The 20108-nt window shown below is 62.6% G+C and carries 13 protein-coding genes and 2 pseudogenes; 8 read left to right on the forward strand and 7 right to left on the reverse strand.

What is annotated here, in order from left to right; all coding sequences use genetic code 11:
* The first annotated feature begins 341 nt into the window (after positions 1–341).
* From ACQR2C_RS14435 to tnpC (ACQR2C_RS14455), 5 genes and pseudogenes are all read left to right on the forward strand, one after another.
* Positions 342–1562: a hypothetical protein gene (locus ACQR2C_RS14435; protein WP_434881432.1), complete on the forward strand. Its 1221-nt coding sequence runs from the start codon at positions 342–344 to the stop codon at positions 1560–1562.
* A gap of 51 nt (positions 1563–1613) precedes the next feature.
* Positions 1614–2360, forward strand: coding sequence for an alanine--tRNA ligase-related protein (locus ACQR2C_RS14440; protein WP_434881433.1), 747 nt, complete (start codon positions 1614–1616; stop codon positions 2358–2360).
* A gap of 332 nt (positions 2361–2692) precedes the next feature.
* Complete coding sequence (gene tnpA / locus ACQR2C_RS14445) at positions 2693–3085, forward strand: IS66-like element accessory protein TnpA (protein WP_434881500.1); 393 nt, start codon at positions 2693–2695, stop codon at positions 3083–3085.
* A complete protein-coding gene (gene tnpB, locus ACQR2C_RS14450) occupies positions 3082–3429 on the forward strand; it encodes an IS66 family insertion sequence element accessory protein TnpB (protein WP_434881434.1) in 348 nt (115 codons plus the stop codon). Before tnpA (ACQR2C_RS14445) ends, tnpB (ACQR2C_RS14450) begins: the two co-directional genes overlap by 4 nt.
* A gap of 69 nt (positions 3430–3498) precedes the next feature.
* Positions 3499–5046, forward strand: a pseudogene (tnpC, locus tag ACQR2C_RS14455) (IS66 family transposase); the annotation flags it as partial.
* A 103-nt stretch (positions 5047–5149) separates the two neighbouring features.
* On the opposite strand, the gene ACQR2C_RS14460 reads toward tnpC (ACQR2C_RS14455), so the two are convergent.
* The 7 genes and pseudogenes from ACQR2C_RS14460 to ACQR2C_RS14490 all read right to left on the reverse strand — a co-directional run bounded on the left by ACQR2C_RS14460 (position 5150) and on the right by ACQR2C_RS14490 (position 11843).
* The gene (locus ACQR2C_RS14460; protein ID WP_434881435.1) at positions 5150–6151 is read right to left on the reverse strand and encodes a tyrosine-type recombinase/integrase; all 1002 of its coding nucleotides are present in this window, start codon (positions 6149–6151) and stop codon (positions 5150–5152) included.
* Positions 6148–7074 carry a tyrosine-type recombinase/integrase gene (locus tag ACQR2C_RS14465; RefSeq protein ID WP_434881436.1) on the reverse strand — a complete coding sequence of 309 codons (927 nt, stop codon included), beginning with the start codon at positions 7072–7074 and terminating at the stop codon, positions 6148–6150. The genes ACQR2C_RS14460 and ACQR2C_RS14465 overlap by 4 nt, the downstream gene beginning before the upstream one ends.
* Positions 7071–8312, reverse strand: coding sequence for a tyrosine-type recombinase/integrase (locus ACQR2C_RS14470; protein WP_434881437.1), 1242 nt, complete (start codon positions 8310–8312; stop codon positions 7071–7073). The genes ACQR2C_RS14465 and ACQR2C_RS14470 overlap by 4 nt, the downstream gene beginning before the upstream one ends.
* A gap of 152 nt (positions 8313–8464) precedes the next feature.
* A pseudogene (gene tnpC / locus ACQR2C_RS14475) lies at positions 8465–9976 on the reverse strand (IS66 family transposase); the annotation flags it as partial.
* Between the two features lie 93 nt (positions 9977–10069).
* Positions 10070–10417, reverse strand: coding sequence for an IS66 family insertion sequence element accessory protein TnpB (gene tnpB, locus ACQR2C_RS14480; RefSeq protein WP_434881438.1), 348 nt, complete (start codon positions 10415–10417; stop codon positions 10070–10072).
* A complete protein-coding gene (gene tnpA, locus ACQR2C_RS14485) occupies positions 10414–10809 on the reverse strand; it encodes an IS66-like element accessory protein TnpA (protein WP_434881439.1) in 396 nt (131 codons plus the stop codon). The genes tnpB (ACQR2C_RS14480) and tnpA (ACQR2C_RS14485) overlap by 4 nt, the downstream gene beginning before the upstream one ends.
* 428 nt (positions 10810–11237) lie before the next feature.
* Positions 11238–11843: a hypothetical protein gene (locus ACQR2C_RS14490; RefSeq protein ID WP_434881440.1), complete on the reverse strand. Its 606-nt coding sequence runs from the start codon at positions 11841–11843 to the stop codon at positions 11238–11240.
* A 440-nt stretch (positions 11844–12283) separates the two neighbouring features.
* Here ACQR2C_RS14490 and ACQR2C_RS14495 point away from each other — a divergent pair, with 440 nt between their 5' ends.
* Genes ACQR2C_RS14495 through ACQR2C_RS14505 form a run of 3 tightly spaced genes read left to right on the forward strand, consistent with a single transcriptional unit; the run spans position 12284 to position 20105 of the window.
* Positions 12284–13774 (forward strand): hypothetical protein, encoded by a 1491-nt coding sequence (locus tag ACQR2C_RS14495; protein WP_434881441.1) that lies wholly within the window; start codon positions 12284–12286, stop codon positions 13772–13774.
* Positions 13771–14871 (forward strand): hypothetical protein, encoded by a 1101-nt coding sequence (locus tag ACQR2C_RS14500; RefSeq protein ID WP_434881442.1) that lies wholly within the window; start codon positions 13771–13773, stop codon positions 14869–14871. The genes ACQR2C_RS14495 and ACQR2C_RS14500 overlap by 4 nt, the downstream gene beginning before the upstream one ends.
* 17 nt (positions 14872–14888) lie before the next feature.
* Positions 14889–20105 (forward strand): hypothetical protein, encoded by a 5217-nt coding sequence (locus tag ACQR2C_RS14505; RefSeq protein ID WP_434881443.1) that lies wholly within the window; start codon positions 14889–14891, stop codon positions 20103–20105.
* Positions 20106–20108: the final 3 nt, after the last annotated feature.

Below are 20108 nucleotides of genomic sequence, written 5' to 3' on the forward strand. Positions count from 1 at the left end.
AGAAACCGAAGTGTAGAACGTGCTACTTCTGTAAGATATGCAATAGACGTCAGGAATTATCCTAAGAACTGAGGTGTTTATCTTTGAATTCGAGAGATTGAAGTGCCCTTAATACGGGGCGCTATCTCCGTATTACTTTAGATTCGGACTCTTCGAAGGTGGCGCGATGTTCGACGGCGCGAATGCCCGTCATGACCGCAAGCATCGACGCATCCCGGAGGAGTTCCATCGTGACGCCGACACCGACGAACGTTCCGACGCCCGCGCTCAGCGCGGCGACAACAGCGCACCTGACTTCATGCGGTCTCGGCCAGCCGACCTTCGTTCCGGTGGCGGCTGGTATGCCCCACTCTCTCTACCTGGCCGAACAACACTGGACCGGTCCGGCTGCGAACGTCCAAGACTTCGCGCTCATTCTCGACTGGTTCGTCCGCGACGAGCTGCCGCGGATCAACGGCGCGATCGAAGCCAGCACCGCCGCCGTCGCCGAACTCGTGATGGCGGCCCGCATTCTGGTCCGCGCTCAGCAGCACGCGATCCCGCACGCCAATGCCGATCGCGAGTTGGCCGCCGAAATCACCCGCCGACTCGGCTTCATCGCCGCCTCGATCGAGCGTCACGCCCAGGCCGTCAAGGCGCCGCCGGGCGATGGCCTTTTGTCCGTCTCCGGATTCACCGAAGCGCTCTGCGCCTGGGCTGGAGCCGCCGGCATCTCGCCCATGCTAGATTACGATGGCTGCTGGCTCAGGAACCGCCATGCACCGCTGACCTTCACCGGCGAGCGCGAGGAACTCGTGTTCAACGAGCTCGTCAACCGCACCGTCGATGTTGTCGCCGGCATCATGCGTCCACTGAACGACCTGCGAACGGGCGTCGTCGCATTCGACGACCCCGCGACCGGGACGGAGCTCAACATCCAGGCGCTCAGGCTCTTAGCACTTTACGAGGCCTATCGGGATCTCGGCCGCAAGAACGACGCCGGCACGATGATCTTCTCACCGGCGTTCTTCATGCGTATGCGGCAGTACCTCCTCTCGTTCCCGATCGCCGGAGTTGTGCGCGATGGCCCGAATGCGACGTTCTCACCGAACCAAGCCCGCATCGACGTCGCGTTCGGTCTCACCACGCGGGATTACCTGGACACGCTCACGACCCGGCTGACGAAGATGACGCCGGCCCACCGCGAGCTGATGGCGACCGAAATGGCCATGCCGTCAATAGCCGATGCCGTCAAGGCGATCCTCGATCTGCCCTTGGACTGGCCGACGATGGAGCCGGCGGAGATCTTCGGCCGGGCGCGCGAGCGCGGCGCGATCTTCGTGGAGACGATGACCGAATTGAAACGGCTCTTGGCCGCGCAGATCCAGCTCAGCAATGTGCATTTCGGCCGCATCTCGACGCATCTGACGAAGCCGTCCGCCGCGCTCACTCCGGCGCAGGCCGACGCCATGCCGGTCAAGCCGACCGGCGGCGTCGGCGGCAACGACATCGCGCACACGCGCGAGATCGTCAACATGCGGAAGACCCATCCGGTCGTCAGCGTCCTGTTTGCCGCCTTCTAACGCCCGGAGCACCGAACCGCGGTGCTGCTTTCCGCCCACAAGGAGTGAACCATGCCTGCAAGAACGATACCTCTCTACCTGCTCCATCCCGCACCGGTTGAGCAGCGCGCGAAGATCATCTCGCTACGCGATCTCGGCGAAGGCCATTTCGCTTTCATTGCAGACAAGACTGTCTTCTACCCGGCATCGGGCGGCCAGCCGTCCGATATCGGTACCGTCCGATCCAAAGACGGCTCGGCGGAAGCGGTAGTCGAGCGAGTCACAATCACCAGCGATGCAGTTGAACATCTCGCCTCTTCAATCCGCGGGTCGTTTACCCAAGGAGGCGATATCGTGATGTTAGTAGACCGCGACCGCCGTATGCTGCACAGCCGTTTGCATTCGGCCGGCGAACTGCTTTGCAGCGCCGTCCGCAAGCTCGGACACGATTGGCAGGTGTCCGGCGCAAGCCACTATCCTCAGCAGTCGCGCATCGTGTACGACGTGGCGTTGACGGAGGACCAGCGGCAGAGACTGCACGACGGACTGAATGTGGAGGTCGACCGTCTTCTGCGCCGAAACGATCAGGTCCGCATTGCGGAGGTCATCGATCGTGCGGAAGCGATGCGTCTGATCGGCTTCGTACCGGACTACGTGCCAGCCGGCGAGCCGGTCCGCATCGTCTTCGTCAACGACGGCCCGGGCCGCCCATGCTGTGGGACCCACGTCGCGGAGACCCGCGAGATTGGCCGCATCGTGATCCGTAAGATCCGCTCCAAGAAAAACCAGACGAGCATCAGCTACGATATCGACTTGTAGCACGGTTCGTGAAGAGCGGGTTTCGGGGACATGGCGGCCGCACCATTCGATGCGGCTGCACCTTTTCCAGTCATGAGTTATCCGTCCAGGGTCGGTACCCGTCTTGAGGTCCTCCGAATGACGCAATGGTCGCGGTCCTTTCGTCCTGAGAGCACTTGGGCGCCGATCCGTATCGTTCGCTTAGAGCTAGTTATTCGCACCACCTCACGGCGTCGATGCTCAAAGTGCGAAATGCTCGCAAAGAGTGTATCGCTCCGGCGGAGGCCGCCTTGTCCGGCTTGGCCAGCGGTCTAAGGATCTGACCTTAAGTCTAGCCTTGAGGTCATGTGGCGATGCAGATGGAAGTACTGGGCACCGAACGTCGGCGCCGGTGGAGCTATGAGGAGAAGGTTCGTCTCATCGAGGAGACGATGCAGTCCGGGGAAACGGTCTGCGGCGTTGCCCGGCGGCATGGAGTCGCGCAGAGCCTGTTGTTCACGTGGCGTCGGCAGGCACGCCAGGGCCGTCTCGGCGGTGATGCCGGGCCGGCGCTCGTTCCTGTCGAGATCACGTCTTCGCGTGCTGCGGCATCGACGGGAGCGCCACCACTGCCATCGTTGTCTGCGTCACCGCGTATCAGGGCCGGAACGATCGAGATCGAACTCGGCGGCTGCTGCGTGCGCGTGGATCGTGACGTCGACACCGAGGCGCTGCAGCGGATTCTCGACCTGTTGAGGCGGCGATGATTCCGATCCCGAGCGGGGTCAAGGTCTGGATCGCGACCGGACACACGGACATGCGCCGTGGCATGCAGAGCCTTGCGTTGACGGTGCAGGAGAGCTTGAAGCGCGATCCTCACGCCGGCGATCTCTACATCTTCCGCGGCCGGCGCGGGGATCTGGTCAAGATCCTGTGGCATGACGGCATCGGTCTGTCGCTCTACGCCAAGCGCCTCGACCGTGGAAAGTTCATCTGGCCCTCGGTGTCCGATGGAGCGGTGTCGATCTCGGCGGCGCAGATGGCCTATATGCTCGAAGCAATCGACTGGAGGAATCCACAACTGACCTGGCGGCCGCGGAGCGCCGGCTGAGCCGAGAAAGTTGCGGCTTCCGGTATTTTGGGAGTTCCAACGCGGCCGATCTGTGATTCACTGCGCCGCATGAATGCTGATCGCGGCGCCGGATCGGATGACGTTGACGCCCTGAAAGAGGCGCTGGCGGCCGAACGCGCGAAGGGACTGGCGGTCGCCGCCGAGCTCGCGGTCGCCCGGGCCAAGGCGTCGGAAGACGAGGCACTGATCGCCTCCCAGAAGCTGCAGATCGCCAAGCTGAAGCATCAGATTTATGGACAGCGCTCGGAGCGTTCGTCACGACTGCTCGAGCAGCTGGCGCTGACGTTCGAAGAACTGGAAGCGAACGCCACTGAGGACGAGCTCGCGGCGGAACGTGCCGTGGTGAGAACCACGACGGTCCGCGGGTTCGTCCGCAAACGCGCCGAGCGACAGACCTTCCCCGAGCATCTGCCCCGCGAGCGGGTGGTGATCGAGCCGCCGACGGCTTGCGAATGCTGTGGCAGCAATCGCCTGCGCAAGCTCGGCGAGGACGTGACGCGGACGCTGGACGTGGTGCCGCGCCAATGGAAGGTGGTCGAGACGGTGCGGGAGAAGTTCTCCTGCCGTGACTGCGAGAAGATCAGCCAGGCGCCGGCGCCGTTCCACGCCGTGGCCCGCGGATGGGCTGGTCCGAGCCTGCTGTCGATGATCATGTTCGAGAAGTTCGGCCAGCATCAGCCGTTGAACCGTCAGGCCGAACGTTACGCCCTGGAGGGCGTGCCGATCGCGCTCTCGACCATGGCGGATGCCGTGGGATCGGTCTGTGCGTCGCTGGAACCGCTGCTGCGTCTGGTCGAAGCTCATGTCATGGCGGCCGAACGGCTTCATGCCGATGACACGACCGTGCCGGTGCTGGCCAAGGGAAAGACCGACACGGGGCGGTGCTGGATCTATGTCCGGGACGACCGGCCGTTTGGCGGCGCCGGCCCGCCAGCCGCGATGTTCTACTACTCGCCCGACCGCAAGGGCGAACATCCGCAGGCGCATCTGGCGCGGTATGCCGGCATTCTGCAGGCCGACGCCTATGACGGTTACAACCAGCTCTATCTGGCGGGACGCAGCCCCGGACCGATCCGGGAGGCTGCCTGCTGGGCACATGCGCGGCGTCCGTTCTTTGCCATGGCCGATGTTGAGGAGAATGCGCGGCGCAAGGCTGCGGGCAACAAGGAGATCCCGCTGTCTCCGATCGCAATCGAGGTCGTGCGCCGGATTGATGCGTTGTTCGAGATCGAACGCTCCATCAATGGCAAAAGCGCACAGGAGCGTCTCGACGTTCGGCGGACGCTCAGCCGGCCTTTGACCGAGGCGCTTCGGCTCTACATGCAGGAGCAACTCGCCAAGCTTGCCCGCGGGCACGATTTGGCCAAGGCGTTCAACTACATGCTGAAGCGATGGCCGAGCTTCACGCTGTTTCTCGATGATGGACGCGTGTGCCTCTCCAACAATGCTGCCGAACGAGGGTTGAGAGGCATCGCCCTCGGCCGAAAATCCTGGCTCTTCTGCGGTTCCGATCGCGGCGGCCGGCGTGCAGCTGCGATGTACAGCCTGATCGTCTCCGCCCTATGCCGCGCTCGGCATAGGCAGGTTTATGCCGCCCGCCGAACTATGCCGAACGGATTTGGTTTGGCAAGCCGTTGTCACGCTGGCACCGTCGATCGCGTGCAAGGCAGCCCCATTCCATTCGGCATAGTCTGGTCGTTCAGAGCGTCTCGAGGAAGGCGAGTAGGCGGTCGTTCGGCTGGAAGCGGGTACGCTTGCCACGCTCGTACGGCTTGAGCTTCGCCAGAGCAGCTTCCTTGAGGGCGAGGTGGGCGTGCAGGTAGGTTTGCGTCGTCTCGACCGATTCATGACCGAGCCACAGCGCGATCACGGAACAGTCGACGCCGGCTTGCAGCAGTTCCATCGCAGCGCTGTGCCTCAGCACGTGCGGCGACACGCTCTTGGCCCTCAAGGACGGGCAGCTCTTGTGAGCGACACGAACATGCTTTCCCAGCAGCGATTGGACGCTGTCGGCACTGAGCCGGCCCCCGTGCACGTTCGGGAACAACGCTGTTGCTCCTTTCCGCAGCGGTTCCTTGAGCCATGCCTGGAGCGCACACCGAGCGAGTGTGGTCAGCGGAGTGGTCCGCTCCTTCCGCCCTTTACCGACGCATCGTACGTGTGCACCAGACCCGAGGTGGACGGCATCCCGGTCAAGGCCAGTCAGCTCTGAGAGGCGCAAGCCCGTCTGGACCGCGACCAGCAGCAAGGTGTGATCGCGGCGGCCAAGCCACGTCGTTCGATCGGGTGCGGCGAGAACGGCCTCGATCTCGGAGCGCGTCAGGAAGTGCACCTGTCGCTTGTCATGGCGCTTGCTCGGTATGGCGAGCACGCGCTGGATCAGCGCACTGTGTGCCGGTTCCTCGAAGGACACGAACCTGAAGAAGGATCTGATGGCCGTCAGACGCAGGTTACGCGTCTTTGCGCTGGCGCCGCGCTTTACCTCGAGATCGGTGAGGAACGCGCCGATGAACGTTGCATCCAGATCGGCGAGCGTCAGGGCCGATGGGGACTTCCGCAGCCGCACCTGTGCGAACATGAACAGCAGCCGGAACGTATCTCTGTAGGAGGCGATCGTGTTGCCGCTAACATTGCGCTGGCGCATGAGGCGCTCGGTGAAGAAGCGCTCGATCAACGTGGCGACGTTGCAGGCGGGCTTCATGACGTCACCTCCCATCGCCGATCGAGACGCCGCGCCGCTTCTTCCATCAACTCAGGGCAGGCAGAGAGATACCAGTAGGTATCGCGCACGCAGGCGTGGCCGAGGTAAGTAGAGAGCACTGGGAGTTGTTGCTCGATGTCCTTGCCTTCGCGATACCAGTCGAGCAGCGTCCGGATGGCGAAGCGATGACGGAAGTCGTGCACGCGTGGCCCGGTACGATCACCTGGGCGCCGCAGCCCGATCTCTCGGGACAATCGCCAGAAGACGCGATGAACGTACTGGTGCAGCAAGCGGCCCCCCTGTTCGGCAACGAAGAAGGTCGAGCCGCAGCGTGATCCGAGCATCGCGTCGCGCCGGTGGGCGTAATCGCGCAACGCGGTTCTTGTCGTCGGATGCAATGGCACGAACCGCGACTTGCCGAACTTGGTCAACCGGACCGTCAGCACGCCGGCGTCGAGGTCGACGTCATCACGCTCCAGGCCCATCGCCTCGGATATACGCATGCCCGTCACCGCGATCAGCCCGAACAGGGTATGGTAGGTCCATCGGCGCAGCCCGCCAACTGGCGGCAGAGCCAGCGCTGCCTTCAGCAACGCATCGATCTCCGCGTCGCTGTAGACATAGGGCTTGGCACGCTTCCATCCCGGCAGCATGCCGACAGGCGGCACCTCCGTTCTCGGATCGAAGTTGGCGACATGGCGCGCCAACCCGCGCACGTCGCTCAATCGCAGCGCCCAGGATGCATGACGATCGGGCGGCAGCGTTGCCCATTCCATGGCCAGCTTCGTCGTGATGATCCTGGCTTTGCGCTTCTCCATGAAGGCGACGAAGTCGGCGAGCCGACGGGTCTGGTGCTCGTACTTGTATCCCAACCCCTTGCGCATGCTCAGGTAGTTATCGAGTGCGGAGCGCAGATTGGTCATTGCGCGCCTCCCGGCCAGGGCAGGCTCAATGTTCTCAGCGCGTCGATGTCGACCTTCGCGTAAATCCGGGTGGTGTCGTGGTTCTCGTGCCGCAGCAACTGTCCGATCTCCGACAAGGTCGCGCCAGATCGGAGAAGCTCGGTAGCGAGACTGTGTCGGAAGATATGGGCGCCGCGGTGTGCGCAACCTTCGATCCCAACGCGATCGAGAGTGGCCTTGGCGATCATGGTGATGGCACATCCGGAAGCAAAGCCGACGTGGGGCGCGAGTGTGCGGACGAACAACCGTCGGCATGACGACTTTGGGCGGCCATTGCGCAGATATGCAACGATGGCCGCGCCAACGTCTGGCGGTATCGGCATCCGTGCACGCTGTCGGCCCTTGGCGCGAACGAGTATCTCGCTGGCGCGCCAGTCGATATCATCAAGGGTGAGCGTCGCGACCTCGTCAGCCCGCAGGCCGAGCTTGGCCAGCAACAACAGAATAGCGTAGTCGCGCCGTCCCATCACCGTCTCTCGGTCGCAACCGTCGAGAGCCTTCCGCACCTGAGCGGCAGGCAGATAGGTCGGCAGAGTTGCGAGCTTCCATCGTCGCATCGATGGAACGCAATCCGCCAACGGGCGCACGTTCAGCCCCCGATGGTGGAGGTAACGAAGAAAGGCGCGTAACGACCAGCACATCGCCTTGCCTGTTCCCGGACTCCAATCCTGGGCGTGGCGTTCAATGTAGCGGATCACGTCCTGTTGGCTGATCTTGCGCAGGGCAGCGGCGCCGCCGGAGCACACCTCGTGCAGGAACCTGCGGATGACCGGGAGATGGCGGACGATGGACCTCGGGGCCAAGCCGCGCTCTGATCGCAGGTAGGCATCGAACTGCTTGAAGATCCGTTCGTGTGGAGTGAGAGGCGGCAGCACCAACGGCGCGATCGCGCCGTCCTCGCGCAGCACCGACAGCCATCGCTTGAGCGCGGCCCGGTCACCGGGTTGGATGGACTGCCTCCCGCCTCGATGTCGGAGGTACCGCTCAACGACCTGCTCATCGAGATCGGCCAGCTTGTAGCGACGGCCTGCGATCCAACCCAGGAGCCCGCTAACTACGTTGAGGCAACGCCACGCACCGTGCCGAACGAGCCTCTCTTCGACAAGACGAACGGCGTAGCACTCGACGAGCCGTCCGTGCGGCCCGCTTCTAAGACGCCGGTACAGCCGGCTTCTGCCCAAGTACTCTTCAGCTTCCATCTTCCTGTTCTCCGCTGTTGAAAGCGGAGGCACAGAACGAACTATGCCGAACCGACCAAACGCCGGTCAGCCAGAAATCTGGGGAAAACGACGCGACTCGGCATAGTTCGGCGGGCGGCATAAACAGCCCTATGCCGCGCTCGGCATAGGCAGGTCATGACCAAGGTCGCCATGACCGCGGCACGATCGGCCCCGCGATCGGAGCCGGCGAACAGCCAGGACTTGCGGCCAAGGGCAAAGCCGCGCAGGGCTCGTTCGGCGGCGTTGTTGGTCAGGCAGATCCTGCCGTCGTCGATGAAGCGCGCGAACCGATCCCATCGCTTGAGCATATAGTCGATCGGCTCGGCAACCGAGGCCGAGCGCGACAGCCGGCCACGTTGCTCGCGCAGCCAGGCTTCCAGCGCCTTAAGGAGCGGCGCGCCTTGCTCCTTGCGGATGCGCAGCCGCTCCGCCGCGGCAACGCCGTTGATGCCACGCTCGATCTCGAACAAGGCATCGATGCGTTTGACTGCCTCCAGCGCGATCGGCGAGATCGCTCCTGCATTCTTGCCTCGTCTTGCATTGGCGGCGATGTCCGCCAGCTCGAAGAACTGCCGCCTGGCATGCGCCCAACACAGCGCCGATTTGATCGGGCCCCCCGCGCGCGAGGGATCGTACAACGCGTTGTAGCCGCCATAGGCATCTGCCTGCAGGATACCGCTGAAGGCTTTCAGATGCCGCACCGGATGTTCGCCCCGCCGGTCGCGGGAGGCGTAATAGAGCGCCGCCGGTGGCGCCCGGCCACCAAAGGGACGGTCGTCGCGGACATAGGTCCAGATGTGTCCCTTGATCGTCTTGCCCTTCGCCAGGATCGGCACATTTGTGTCGTCGCCGTGCAGGCGCTCAGCACCGAGCACATGCGCCTCGATCAGCGCATGCAGCGGCTGCAGCACGGTCGTGCAGGCTCCGACCAGGTCGGCCAGCGTCGACAGGCTGAGATCGACGCCTTCCCGCGCATAGCGCTCGCTCTGCCGGTTCAGGGGCTGATGCTGGCCGAACTTCTCGAACAGGATCATCGCCAGCAGGTTCGGACCGGCGAAGCCGCGTGGTATCGCATGGAACGGCGCCGGCGGCTGGGCGATCGTCTCGCAGGCCCGGCAGGAGAACTTCTCGCGCACGGTCTGGATCACCTTCCACTGCCGCGGAATCACCTCCAGCGTCTCCGTGATGTCCTCGCCAAGCTTCGACAGCCGGTCCGCGCCACAGCAGGGGCAGCACGTCGGCGCCGGGATCACTACGCGCTCGCGCGGCAGGTGGTCGGGGAACGGTTTGCGCGATGGCCGCTTGCGATGGAACGAGGGGACGGTCTGCGATCGCGCCGCCGTCCGCTCGGCCGCCAGTTCATCCTCGGTGGCCGATGCTTCCAGCTCTTCGAGCTGAAGCTCCATCTGCTCCAGCAGGCGCGCCGTGCGTTCCGAGCGGGTGCCATAAAGCTGGCGCCGCAGCTTCTCGATCTCGAGCTTGTAGTTGCTGATCAGCGCTTCCGTGCTCGACAGGTCCGCTCTTGCATTGGCGGCGTCGGCTTGGGCGACGATGGCTTTGGCTTCGGCACGCGTCGCTGCGGCTTGCGCCCTTGCCGCCAGCCTCTCCGCCTCAAGGCGCGCGGCGCGCTCGGCGAGGATCATCGCATGCGCAGCAGCAAGATCGGCAGGAAGCGATTCAGGGGCATCCATCACGTGACGATGGAATCACATCCATCGACAGCCGCAAGCAAAATCCTACCCCATCGACGTCGGACGCCAACTCTCTTGCGGATTGCGCCAGTCGATCCCGGACAACAAATAGCCGAGTTGCGCCTGAGAGATCGTCACCACGCCGTCGGCCACGCTCGGCCACAGGAACCGGCCCCGTTCCAGCCGCTTGGTGAACAGGCAGGCGCCCTGGCCGTCATGCCAGATCACCTTCAACAGATCGCCGCGCCGGCCCCGGAAGCAGAACAGATGGCCGCTTAGCGGATCACGCTTCAGCACTTCCTGCACCAGAAGCGCCAGGCTGGCGAAACCTTTCCTCATGTCGGTATGGCCGGTCGCGAGCCATACCCGTACCCCGGTCGGCAACGGGATCATCGTGCCTGACCACCCGACAGCGCGGCCACCGCCGCTGCCAACGTCGCGGGGTCGACCGCGCCTGTGATCCGAAGCTGCACTCCGTTTGCAAACGCGATCTCGATCGTCCCGCCAGTTCCAGCACGAGTCGTCCATGCCGGCCGTTCCGGCGCAACCGAGACGGCCGCAAATTGCACCTCGTCCTCCTGCCGCAATGCCGGTGCGCGCCCCAAGGCACCTGTTCGCGCCTGCCGCCGCCAAACGGTCAGCAAATTGGGGTGCACATCATGCCGCCGCGCGACCTCGACGACGCTCGCCCCCGGCGCCAGGCTCTCCTCCACCATCCGACGCTTCTCGGCCGTCGTCCAACGCCGCCGCCGCTCCGGACCAGATAGAACCGCAACCTTGCTCACGTTCGCTCATTTGCTGGCAAATCAATCAGCAAACTATCGCAGCCAAGGTTGCCGCCCGGAAGGCGGTCCTCACCGAAGGATTACCGTGCCGCCATATGTCGTGTTGGTAAGTCTGATCGGCGCTAGGGAGGCCCAAACTGCTATGACGGGGGAAGATTTTCAATCGGGGGAGCGAGGAGGCGACCTCTCTCGATGCCCGCTCTGGATCGAATCACGATGCCGCCGTCGGTCTACGCTCACGCCAGTGTGGATCGAAAGGTTTGCGCCTCAGTCGTCAGGTCACCACCAGTGTCGCAAGTCGCAGAGGTTGGTTGTTCAAACCGTGAGCTAATCTGCACCGCACCGCGAGGTGTTTCAATCGTTTCTCCGTCGGGGCGCGAGCCAGAACCAGAAGACCCAGAAGCAGGAGGTCTCGCGCGGGGGCACCGCTAACCTTTAGGTGAGTTTTCGCGCAAATCACGGACTACCTGCCAATACAAGGCTTTTGCTTTGTTTCTAAGGATCTCGATGACTTCATTGATGGCGTTACTGCCTCCTGCGAGTAGCCCCGCCGTGAGGATTATGTCGACTCCGTAGAAAAGCATCAAATGTGGTTCGGTAAGTTTGCTCGCATCGTTGGCGCTCATCTTAGTGAGATCAAGCGTTAGCAAGCCCTCCAATGTCCTCGGACCAGCGGCGCTAATCAGTAGGCCGAATACGAAGCCGACAGCTAATCGCACCCTTTCCTTTGCCGTGGTCACAACGGTCAACAATTTGGCAGCGTCGACGAACGCCGCTTCGGTTTCCGCACCCATGACTGCGGCGTCAGCGATACGCTGCTCCTCCGAAAACAGCAGGTTGTTCAGTACGGCGAGTGACCGCTCCATGAACAAGGCAATCACGAAGAGGCCACTGGCAACGTTTACTCCCGCGGTAAATGCGGGAGATCTATAATCGAGTGCGATAGCGCTCTTGTTGATGAACACAGCCAAGAGCACGATGCCGATAACGGGAGCCGCCAAGCTTCCAATCGCCAAACCGGACCAGGATTTCATTCATTCCTCCAATTATCAACGAGATGAAGGTCCACGCTATTCCTTCGAAACATTCGATGGCCCATGCCGCTTCGAATGCGAGCGAATGCTGCGCCTTGTCGCGCCACCTCACGGGCAACAGCATTCGCGCGGTGTGATTGAGATCGCTGCGGACGCCACCTCGACTGGCTCAAAGAAGGGCTCCCCACATTAGAAAAATCCGAAACTCAATTGCAAGTTGAAATTTTCGGTAGAAGTGTGCAGACTAGCTTTGCGGCGCTAAACTTGGGGGCGCTGCGCCAGCAGTTTCGGCGTACGCACGTCCGCTGGGAACAAGGCTGGCCAGTTGGCGAGGGGGCTGCGCCTTGGCGTTTGATCAAGGACTACAAGACAAGCTTGACGCAATTTGGTTCCGCCTGCCGAGCAGTACGAAGCCGGCTGAGCGGGAAGAGCGTCAGAAGATGCTGGTGCGCGAGTTTCAGATCGCGGCGCGCGGTCGATACGGCGCTCAGGACTCCCCGACGGGTGGCGGGATCGACGCGTCGCGCCTTCGGCAAGTAGAGATCCGCCAAATCGATCCAAAGGCCGGTCTGCCGCCGGCGGTATATCCGAGTGGCGAGGCAGACGACTCCACTAAAAGAGCTATCGACGTCTGGATTTCCAAGCAACTGCGTGCGCCGGTCATTTTCCAAGCCATTTCGCCTGGCGATCCGAAAAACCCATGGCAAACGGTGGTGGATCAGGGGTTCTGCTTTCACGATGAACTGAGGGACACCAGGCCGCGTGTCTTCGCCATCGATTTCACGGATCGCCAAGTCTTTGTGAACGGCAGGCCGCCGAAAGTGCCCGTGGGGACGGCCATCCTGCGGGTAATCAAGCCCAAGAAAAAGGCTAAGACTCCACCGATCTACCAGTACGGCTCGCTCAGCGCGCTCGCACATTCGCTAACGCTTTTCGATGCCGACCACGTCGTTGGCCAAAAGTGGTCCGATTTGTCACCCGAAAAGCAGTCGACTTTCCGGGTGGTCAAGGCGCTGGCGCAGGTCGAGGCGGGCGGCATATTTGATGGGATCAACGCTTGGGATACTTCGGTACTGTCGGCCGGCCCGTATCATTACACGGCCTTCCCGGCTGCAGACCTCGGCCCCTCCGAGTTCGGGGCCTTTCTTGCCTACGCCGCTACCCGTTTGTCCAATGAATTCAACCAATTTTTTCTGGACTTCGGAGTGGGCTCGCAAAAGCCATGGTCTGCAAAACTCTTCAATAAGAGCGACCGGACCTATCGCGCCGAGGTTGGCTTTGTGGACACTGCCGGCGCGCTAACTACGCCGTCGCTCGTCGGACGCGACTGGCTGCGCACCTGGCATTCTTTCTATCGAGTCCAACACGCCTTCAGAAACTCGCCTGGCCTGCAGGGGACGGTCTGGCCGTTTGCACGGCAACGGATCCGCGACGTGCTATCGACGCCGTTCGTCGACGGCGCGCCCCCTGGCGCAACGACGTTGAAGGACGTGTTCAAGAGCGAACGAACCGTGGCGATGCTCCTGCGTTGGCACGTCTTCCGGCCGACCCACATCACCGATGGAGGCGTCGCCGGCGAAGCCCCGGCCGTGCTCGTAGAGAATGCGGGCCTCAGCGCAACGAAGGTCAGCGCTTGGACGAAGAAGGAGGAGGCGCTTCTGGCCGCCTCCTTCTTGAACAGCAGGACCACAAAACTTGCAGGCAAGTACGCCGAGACTTTGTCCCAGTCGCTCGCGGTCGTGAACGGGTTGCGGGATCCCACTGCTCCAAAGGGCAAAAACTTGCCGCTTCTACGGCTCGACCGCACATTCGCTCTCTTCGCTGACGGAATTCCGTTCCCGGATCCGGGGCCGCCAACCTTGGAAGCCGCGGCGCGTACCATAAGAGCGGGCGCCAAGGGTCGGAGACGTAAGCCGAGGGCGAAGGAATGAGGCGCCTTCGTCTCTTGCCAGGGGCTGCTGGCCTCGCGTTGTCGCTGCTAGGATGCGCGACGCCGACATTACCCGAGTCCTATGTCGTACCTGACGAGCGCTGGAAAGGTGAATTCGCGCTCAGTCCCGAGGATGGCGACGTCGTTCACCTCGTGACCTTTATTAAGGGCGATGTCGTGCCCGAAACCGGGGGCGCGCAAAACAACTACCCCCCGTTTTCGGAGCATGTCCGCTTGCCGCTCCGATACGCGCGAACCGCCCTCACTCCCGACGAAGCGAATCTCCTTATGGGCTTCTTGGCAACCGGATCCGAGAAGAACATCAGTACCGACGTCGGCAGCGACCTCGAGGCCAACCGCGTCGCTCTTTGGAACGCGCTCGTCAGGTCCCTGATTCTCACGAAGTCGGAAGAAGGTTCTCCTGCGCGGCTCAACGTCGCTATGGATACCTTCTGTCCGCGGTTCTTGGCTATCGCGGGGGGGAGCCTTGCGCGATCTTTCTTCGCCGACGTTTGCCGAAGCGATCCTCGGCGAAACGCCGCCGTCGCCGCGAGGCCGATCGCAGGAAGGACGCCGAAGAACGCCGCTGCGGCGTCCACCGAAGCTCGTCCGACACGAGATCTGCGCCAGATTTCAGCGCTGGCCCGTCCCCTCGATGCGGTCGTAGCTCACCAATCCACGCTGGACGCGGCCGGCTACTACATGTTGGGAGCGGCAGTTGTGGTGTCCGTCGCCGACGTGGAGCGCGGCGGAGCCAGTATGCGAAATCCGCAATCTACCGAGCGGCTCTGGAGTCTTGCCGACTGGCAAGCCTCCGGCATTTGCCCGGACAAGATCGTGAACATCGCGCTACGAACCGAACCCATGCGTCTGTTGCGAGTCGTGCCCGCCGGGAGACGCGCGCGATACCGGGTGCAGTCGACGGGACCCGGGCGGCGACACCTGATCGACGACGACCCCGACGCACCATTCGAGACCATGGCGGCTGACAGCCTCGTGTTCCTTTCGCCGTCGGATGTCGCGACGGTCCAATGGGGCACGTTTCCCGATCTTGTAACGGAGCTTAGCCCAAGGGCACAGCTGGCCTGCACACCTTAAACTTGAAAGATCCACCGATGCTGATCCTCAACCTGTTCGGCGCGGAACTCCATCTACAAGACGGGTCGAATCAGCCTCTGCCGACGATCGGAGGAACGGCCGTCCGCGGTTCTTACACATTGAATTCGTCTCGGAAGACGTTGCAACTCGCTGTACAGGGCGTCTTGCGCGACGTCACCATGAATCTGACCTGGCGTGGGACCATCGCGATCTCGGGATCCTGCGCGACCCTCGCAACTACCGCCGCTTCCAATCTCACGGCTTCACTTGCGTTGCCTGACGGCACGGCACCGACGCTGTCCGGCCCGGTCCTACAAATCTCCGCAGATCGGTCGCTCGGTTTGGAGATCGTGGATCGCAACGGCGCGGCATTCGCTTGGTTGAATCGGCGTTTGGCGCGGTGGCTTCAAGTCGACTTGTCGTCCAGCAGCGCCACCGTCATTCAGATAGACATCCGTCAGTCGCGGCCGCTGCACCGGCCGGCGGTCGGTGCGGGGTTCAAGCTCATCTGGTTCGATAGCTTCAGATATCAACCGCGCCCGCCTCGCGCGTTTCAGCCGCAGCAACTATTCTCCATCGATCGACTTGCCGTCGATGCCACGAATTACGAGTTGAACGCGGCGCCGGACAGCGGCGCGGTGTTTCTGCATGCCGACATCCTCGACACGTCGGCCGTGGGCGACGGCGAAAACCAGTTTCTCTTCCAGCATGCGCTGGCCAACGGTCGGCTCAAGGTCGCAGGTTCGGGAGTCGGCGACGGCGCGCTGACTTGGGAGCGATCCGAGGCCTTTTCCGCGGACCCGGTGGTTCTCGCCCTGCGATACCAGGACGAGAACGGTTATCCCATCGCGCTCGTCCTCAATGGGCCATTGCCGCTCACCTTGCGACCTGGGACCACCCAGACCGTCCAACCCACTTCCGACATCGATCTCTGGAACTCGACGAATCAGGCGGGCGTCATCGGCAACCCGGACGGGACGATGCTGCGACAGCCGGCCAAGATCCGCGGCCTCGATCCACGCAAACTCTACGCCGCGTTCGCCGACGACGCGGCGCCGAAAAACAGCCTGTCGCGGCCCTGCTTCATCGATAAGGGGGGCGTCCCACTGTCGGGCGAGGCGCCGCGCGAAGTCCACGGCCTCTCGCGAGGCGTCCGCCTGCAGCGCAAGCTCACGACCGTTCTTGCCGGACAGGACGATGTCTTTCTGACGTCGGAGCCGATAAACATCAATGGGCAAGCGCGTTTCCAGCACACACACCTTGAATTCGCGGATGCGGGCCATTGGGACATCGTGGCTCTGCGCGAAGAGCGCGATGTCCGTCCGGAACCGCCCGCTCGGCGCAGCCCGCTCACACCTGCCCCGTCGCCGATCGGCAGCTACAGATTGCTCGGCCGTCCCGGCGCCGGTTCGTTTGCCCTGCCGGCCATCGATACCGCGTTCGCCGTCGCAAATCTTGCCGGCCCGGACCGGATCAATAGCGTCGGGCAGATGCTGGGCCTAGGCGAGATATTCAGTCGAACCAGCGAACGCGTTCGTCTGCTCGACGCGAACTTGAGGAAACTATTCACGTCGAAGATCGGCGAGCTGCGGCACGTCGATGGGCTGCGCCTGGCACCTTCGCAGAGTCAAGCCTTTCAGCGACTGCTTGAGCGCGTCCCGACCATCGCCGACGTGGAGGCAACCGGACGCATCGGGCCCGATCTGCAGGGCGCGCGGGCCGTGCGGATAGCCCGTACGTTCCTGATGGATTCACCTGATCAGTCGCATCTCGTTTTCGGGGGCGAAGAGGGCCCGGTCTCGGATGCTGTGAAGGCACTCAGCGACCAGTCCAATCGGGCCTACGGGGCCGGCTACGACGTCTTTCGCAGATTCGAGCAGAAGTGGCGCGCCTTGGTCAATGACCCGGCGGTAAGTCGGTTGCGAGACCAATTGGGAATTCCGCGGCGCGCCGCTACGCTCGAAGACGATATCGCGCTCAAGATGCTCGAAGCAGCGATCGACTATCTTCGAACCAGCGACAATCTGGACGACATCGCGCCGACTTCCGAAGCGGCCGACGCGATGGCCGACTATCTTGCCGGACTGCCGCCCGAAGAACTGGACGACGACTGGACCACGCCGTCGCCCGAGATGGGCCTTCTCTTCGAGCATGTCTGGGCACCCGCCAACTACGATCTTATGCGTCGCATTCTTCGTTTCGGCTGCGACGGTTCGCTGCTGCAGGCACTCTTTGGCATCAACGACGTCGCTGACATCCTCAAAGTTCTCGATATTCCCGCCGGAGGAATGCTGCAGGGGATCATCCAGGGGGTCGACGAAAACTGGACTACGATCGCCGATCTTTATGAAAACGCGACCGACGCGGCGATCGCAACGATTCGCTCGATTTACGGGCCGCATCTGACTCACGACGTCTACGCCCGGTTGCTCGAGCCCGCCGCCCAGGCCGATGCAGAACGGTTGCTCGCGGCCCTCAATGCCTTCTTGAATCCTCCACTGCGACGGCTTAGCGACATCTCCTCGGACCCGCCGGAATACATCCTCCGCACGAAGCGCTTTCCGATCGTGCGGGTCGTCAACGAGAAGCTGGTCGACGCTCTCTGGCAGCAATGTTTCGACCTCTGTGCCTTTACGGACAAGGTCTGGACGTGTTTCCTGGACGACGAGACTACGATCCTGGTCAAGGTCTCCCGAAAGCGGGGACTTCCCGAGATCTTGCGGGAGGTCGTTCATAGCTATGGCGGCCCGGAACGCCCCGACCCGCTGGGCGTGCAGCCCTTCCGCGGTATCGGCGACCCGCCGCTCGACGCCGACGGAATCATCGAGGCGTTCATTGATGATCTCGACCCCGATCTCAAGGATCCGACATGGGTCGGAGTCCTACTCGTCCGACCGGTGGCGGACATCAGCCGCGACCTTCTGCTCAGAGACCTGGTCGGCTTCGACCACATCGCCGCCAACTATATCGCGGTCGGGGGACGTCGGCCCAACGTCTCGGTTGACCAGCCACCTCACCTCGACGTCTGGGCGCATGTATTGCGCAAGAACTCGAACGGCAAGGACCTGTCGAACGACCCGGGGCAGGTCCGGGATGTTCAGCTTGCGCTGACCAAGTTCGACGTCCGAATCCGCCAAACTCAACTGGCGGCTGCGGACATAGAGGTGGAGATCTACCCGAAGGATGTCTGGGGAAGACAAAAGGATTTCCCCAAGCTTGTCATTCACGGCGGCCTTCAGGCGCCCGCCGGCAAACCGGACGGCCCCAAGGACCTGGTGTTCTCCGCATTCTTCCCGCAGCCGTTCGTGATGGACGTCGATCTTGCATTCGTGAAGGAGTTCGAACTAAGCCGCCTCCGCGTGACGCGCCGCAAGGGGTCGACCAGCATCGACATCGACGGCGGGCTGCGACTGCAGAAGCCCTCGGGCTTGAATCTCCTTGTCGACCTTTCCGATGCGGACCTGCGCCTGACGCTTCAAGATTTCCGCATCCAGCTTCCGACCTTGAAGGGATACAAGATCGAAGTGGGGACGAAGCGCAACTTGGCGTTCGACCTACCGGCGCTGAGCTTCGCGCTTCCCAAGCCTCGCGCGATGAACCTTTTCGGTGTGGAGCTTGTGCCCACAGGCCTCGGTTACATACGCGGAAACGAGGCGGATGCGCTCGCTTCGTTCAAGAGCCGATATGTCTGGCTTACCGGCCTCGACGTTACCCCGCAAGCGAATGTCTTTCTCGCCTACATGGATTTGCACGTCGATTTCGGAAAGTCTCCCAGTTTCGGTTTGATCGACGCACGTGGCCTAAGCTTCAACTTGTCCTTGGCCGTCCGGGTGGCCGGCGGCACCGCCGATGACGCCTACCTGGGAATCTCCGGTCTCGACGGTCGCGACATCTCGCTGAATATTTTCGGCTTCCTGCGGATCGACATCGCGAAGTTGCGTATTTCGCCGGCTTATCTCGTGAAGACCGGCGCCCGTCTTCCGGCCAACCCAAACGCCGGCTCGATCCTCGCGGAGGATCTCAAGCTCCGGATCTTCAACTGGTCGCCGACCCCACCCGGCAGCCGGCTTGACCTCCTGTTGCTGCATCCGACGCGCGACCCAGGCGCGTCGGATCAACAGAACCTTCGCAAAGGCCTTGTGGCCTATTACGACAGTCACACGCACGGAGGCTCGGGCGGATTTTTCCAACTCTATTGGCTGCTCCTTGCCCACAATGTGTCGCTGCCGGCGGCCGCCTTGAACCATCTGCTCGAGCAGAACCCGGGCGCCAGCGATCCCGACGGAATGCTCTCACACCTGATGGATCCGCATCCCAACGCTTCGGATCCGCTCGTCTTCCGCGACGTAGAACTTCTCGATAGGGAGAGTTGGCTCTTCGGAATGAGTTTCCGCTTGGGCGAGCTCTTCACCCGCTGCTCGTTGGTCCTTCACGACCAGCACTACTATGGGGTTCGGCTCTACGCCCCTTGGGTGCAGAGCGTATTCGGACAGGAGAGCATCGAACTCGCCTACATTCCTGGGCCCAGCCGCGCCGAGGACCGCTTTCGGACGAACCTGCGCATCCCCGCATTCAATATGTTGGGGGCGCTCAAGTCGGGCGAATTCGCCCTTGAGTGGGGCGTCAATTGGGATTTTCTGATCGACGTCGGCTTCCCTTGGCGGACGAGCGTCGGTTACGATTGGTTCCGCTCGTTCAGCGTCCCCGTCGGATGCTACGAAGCCAAATTCGGCTTCTACATCGAGAAGAAGACCTCGGTCGCTCGCGGCGATAAGATGCTGACGATCGGCATCGGTATGGGATTCTACTTCGGCTATTACTTCGGAGCTGGAAATTCCGTCGCCTGGGTCCGAGCCGGCATCGGAGTCTTCGCCATCGTCGAAGGGCGGATAACGCTGCAAATCCCCGCCGGCTCCTCGACTACCGATCCATTCGCCCTCCTGCGATCCTCGATCTACAGCATCGAAATCACGGGCGTGATCGGCATCATGGCCTACGGTGAAGGCGGCATCGATGTCTGGATTTTGTCCGCCAGTTTCCGCGTTTCGGTGCAGGCCTCGGTCGCCTGCACCATTCGCTATGTCACAGGGGGCTCCTGCGCGCTGAGCTACGATGCGACGCTCGGCGCCGCCTACTCCGCTTCTGTCCGGGTCGGCTGCGGATTTTGCAGTTGGACCTTCTCCGTCTCCGGCGAGGTCTCGATGGGCGTCTCCGGCCAACTCCTGCTGAGCTAAATA

The sequence above is a fragment of the Bradyrhizobium sp. HKCCYLRH3061 genome, assembly GCF_051168015.1.
GTDB lineage: Bacteria > Pseudomonadota > Alphaproteobacteria > Rhizobiales > Xanthobacteraceae > Bradyrhizobium.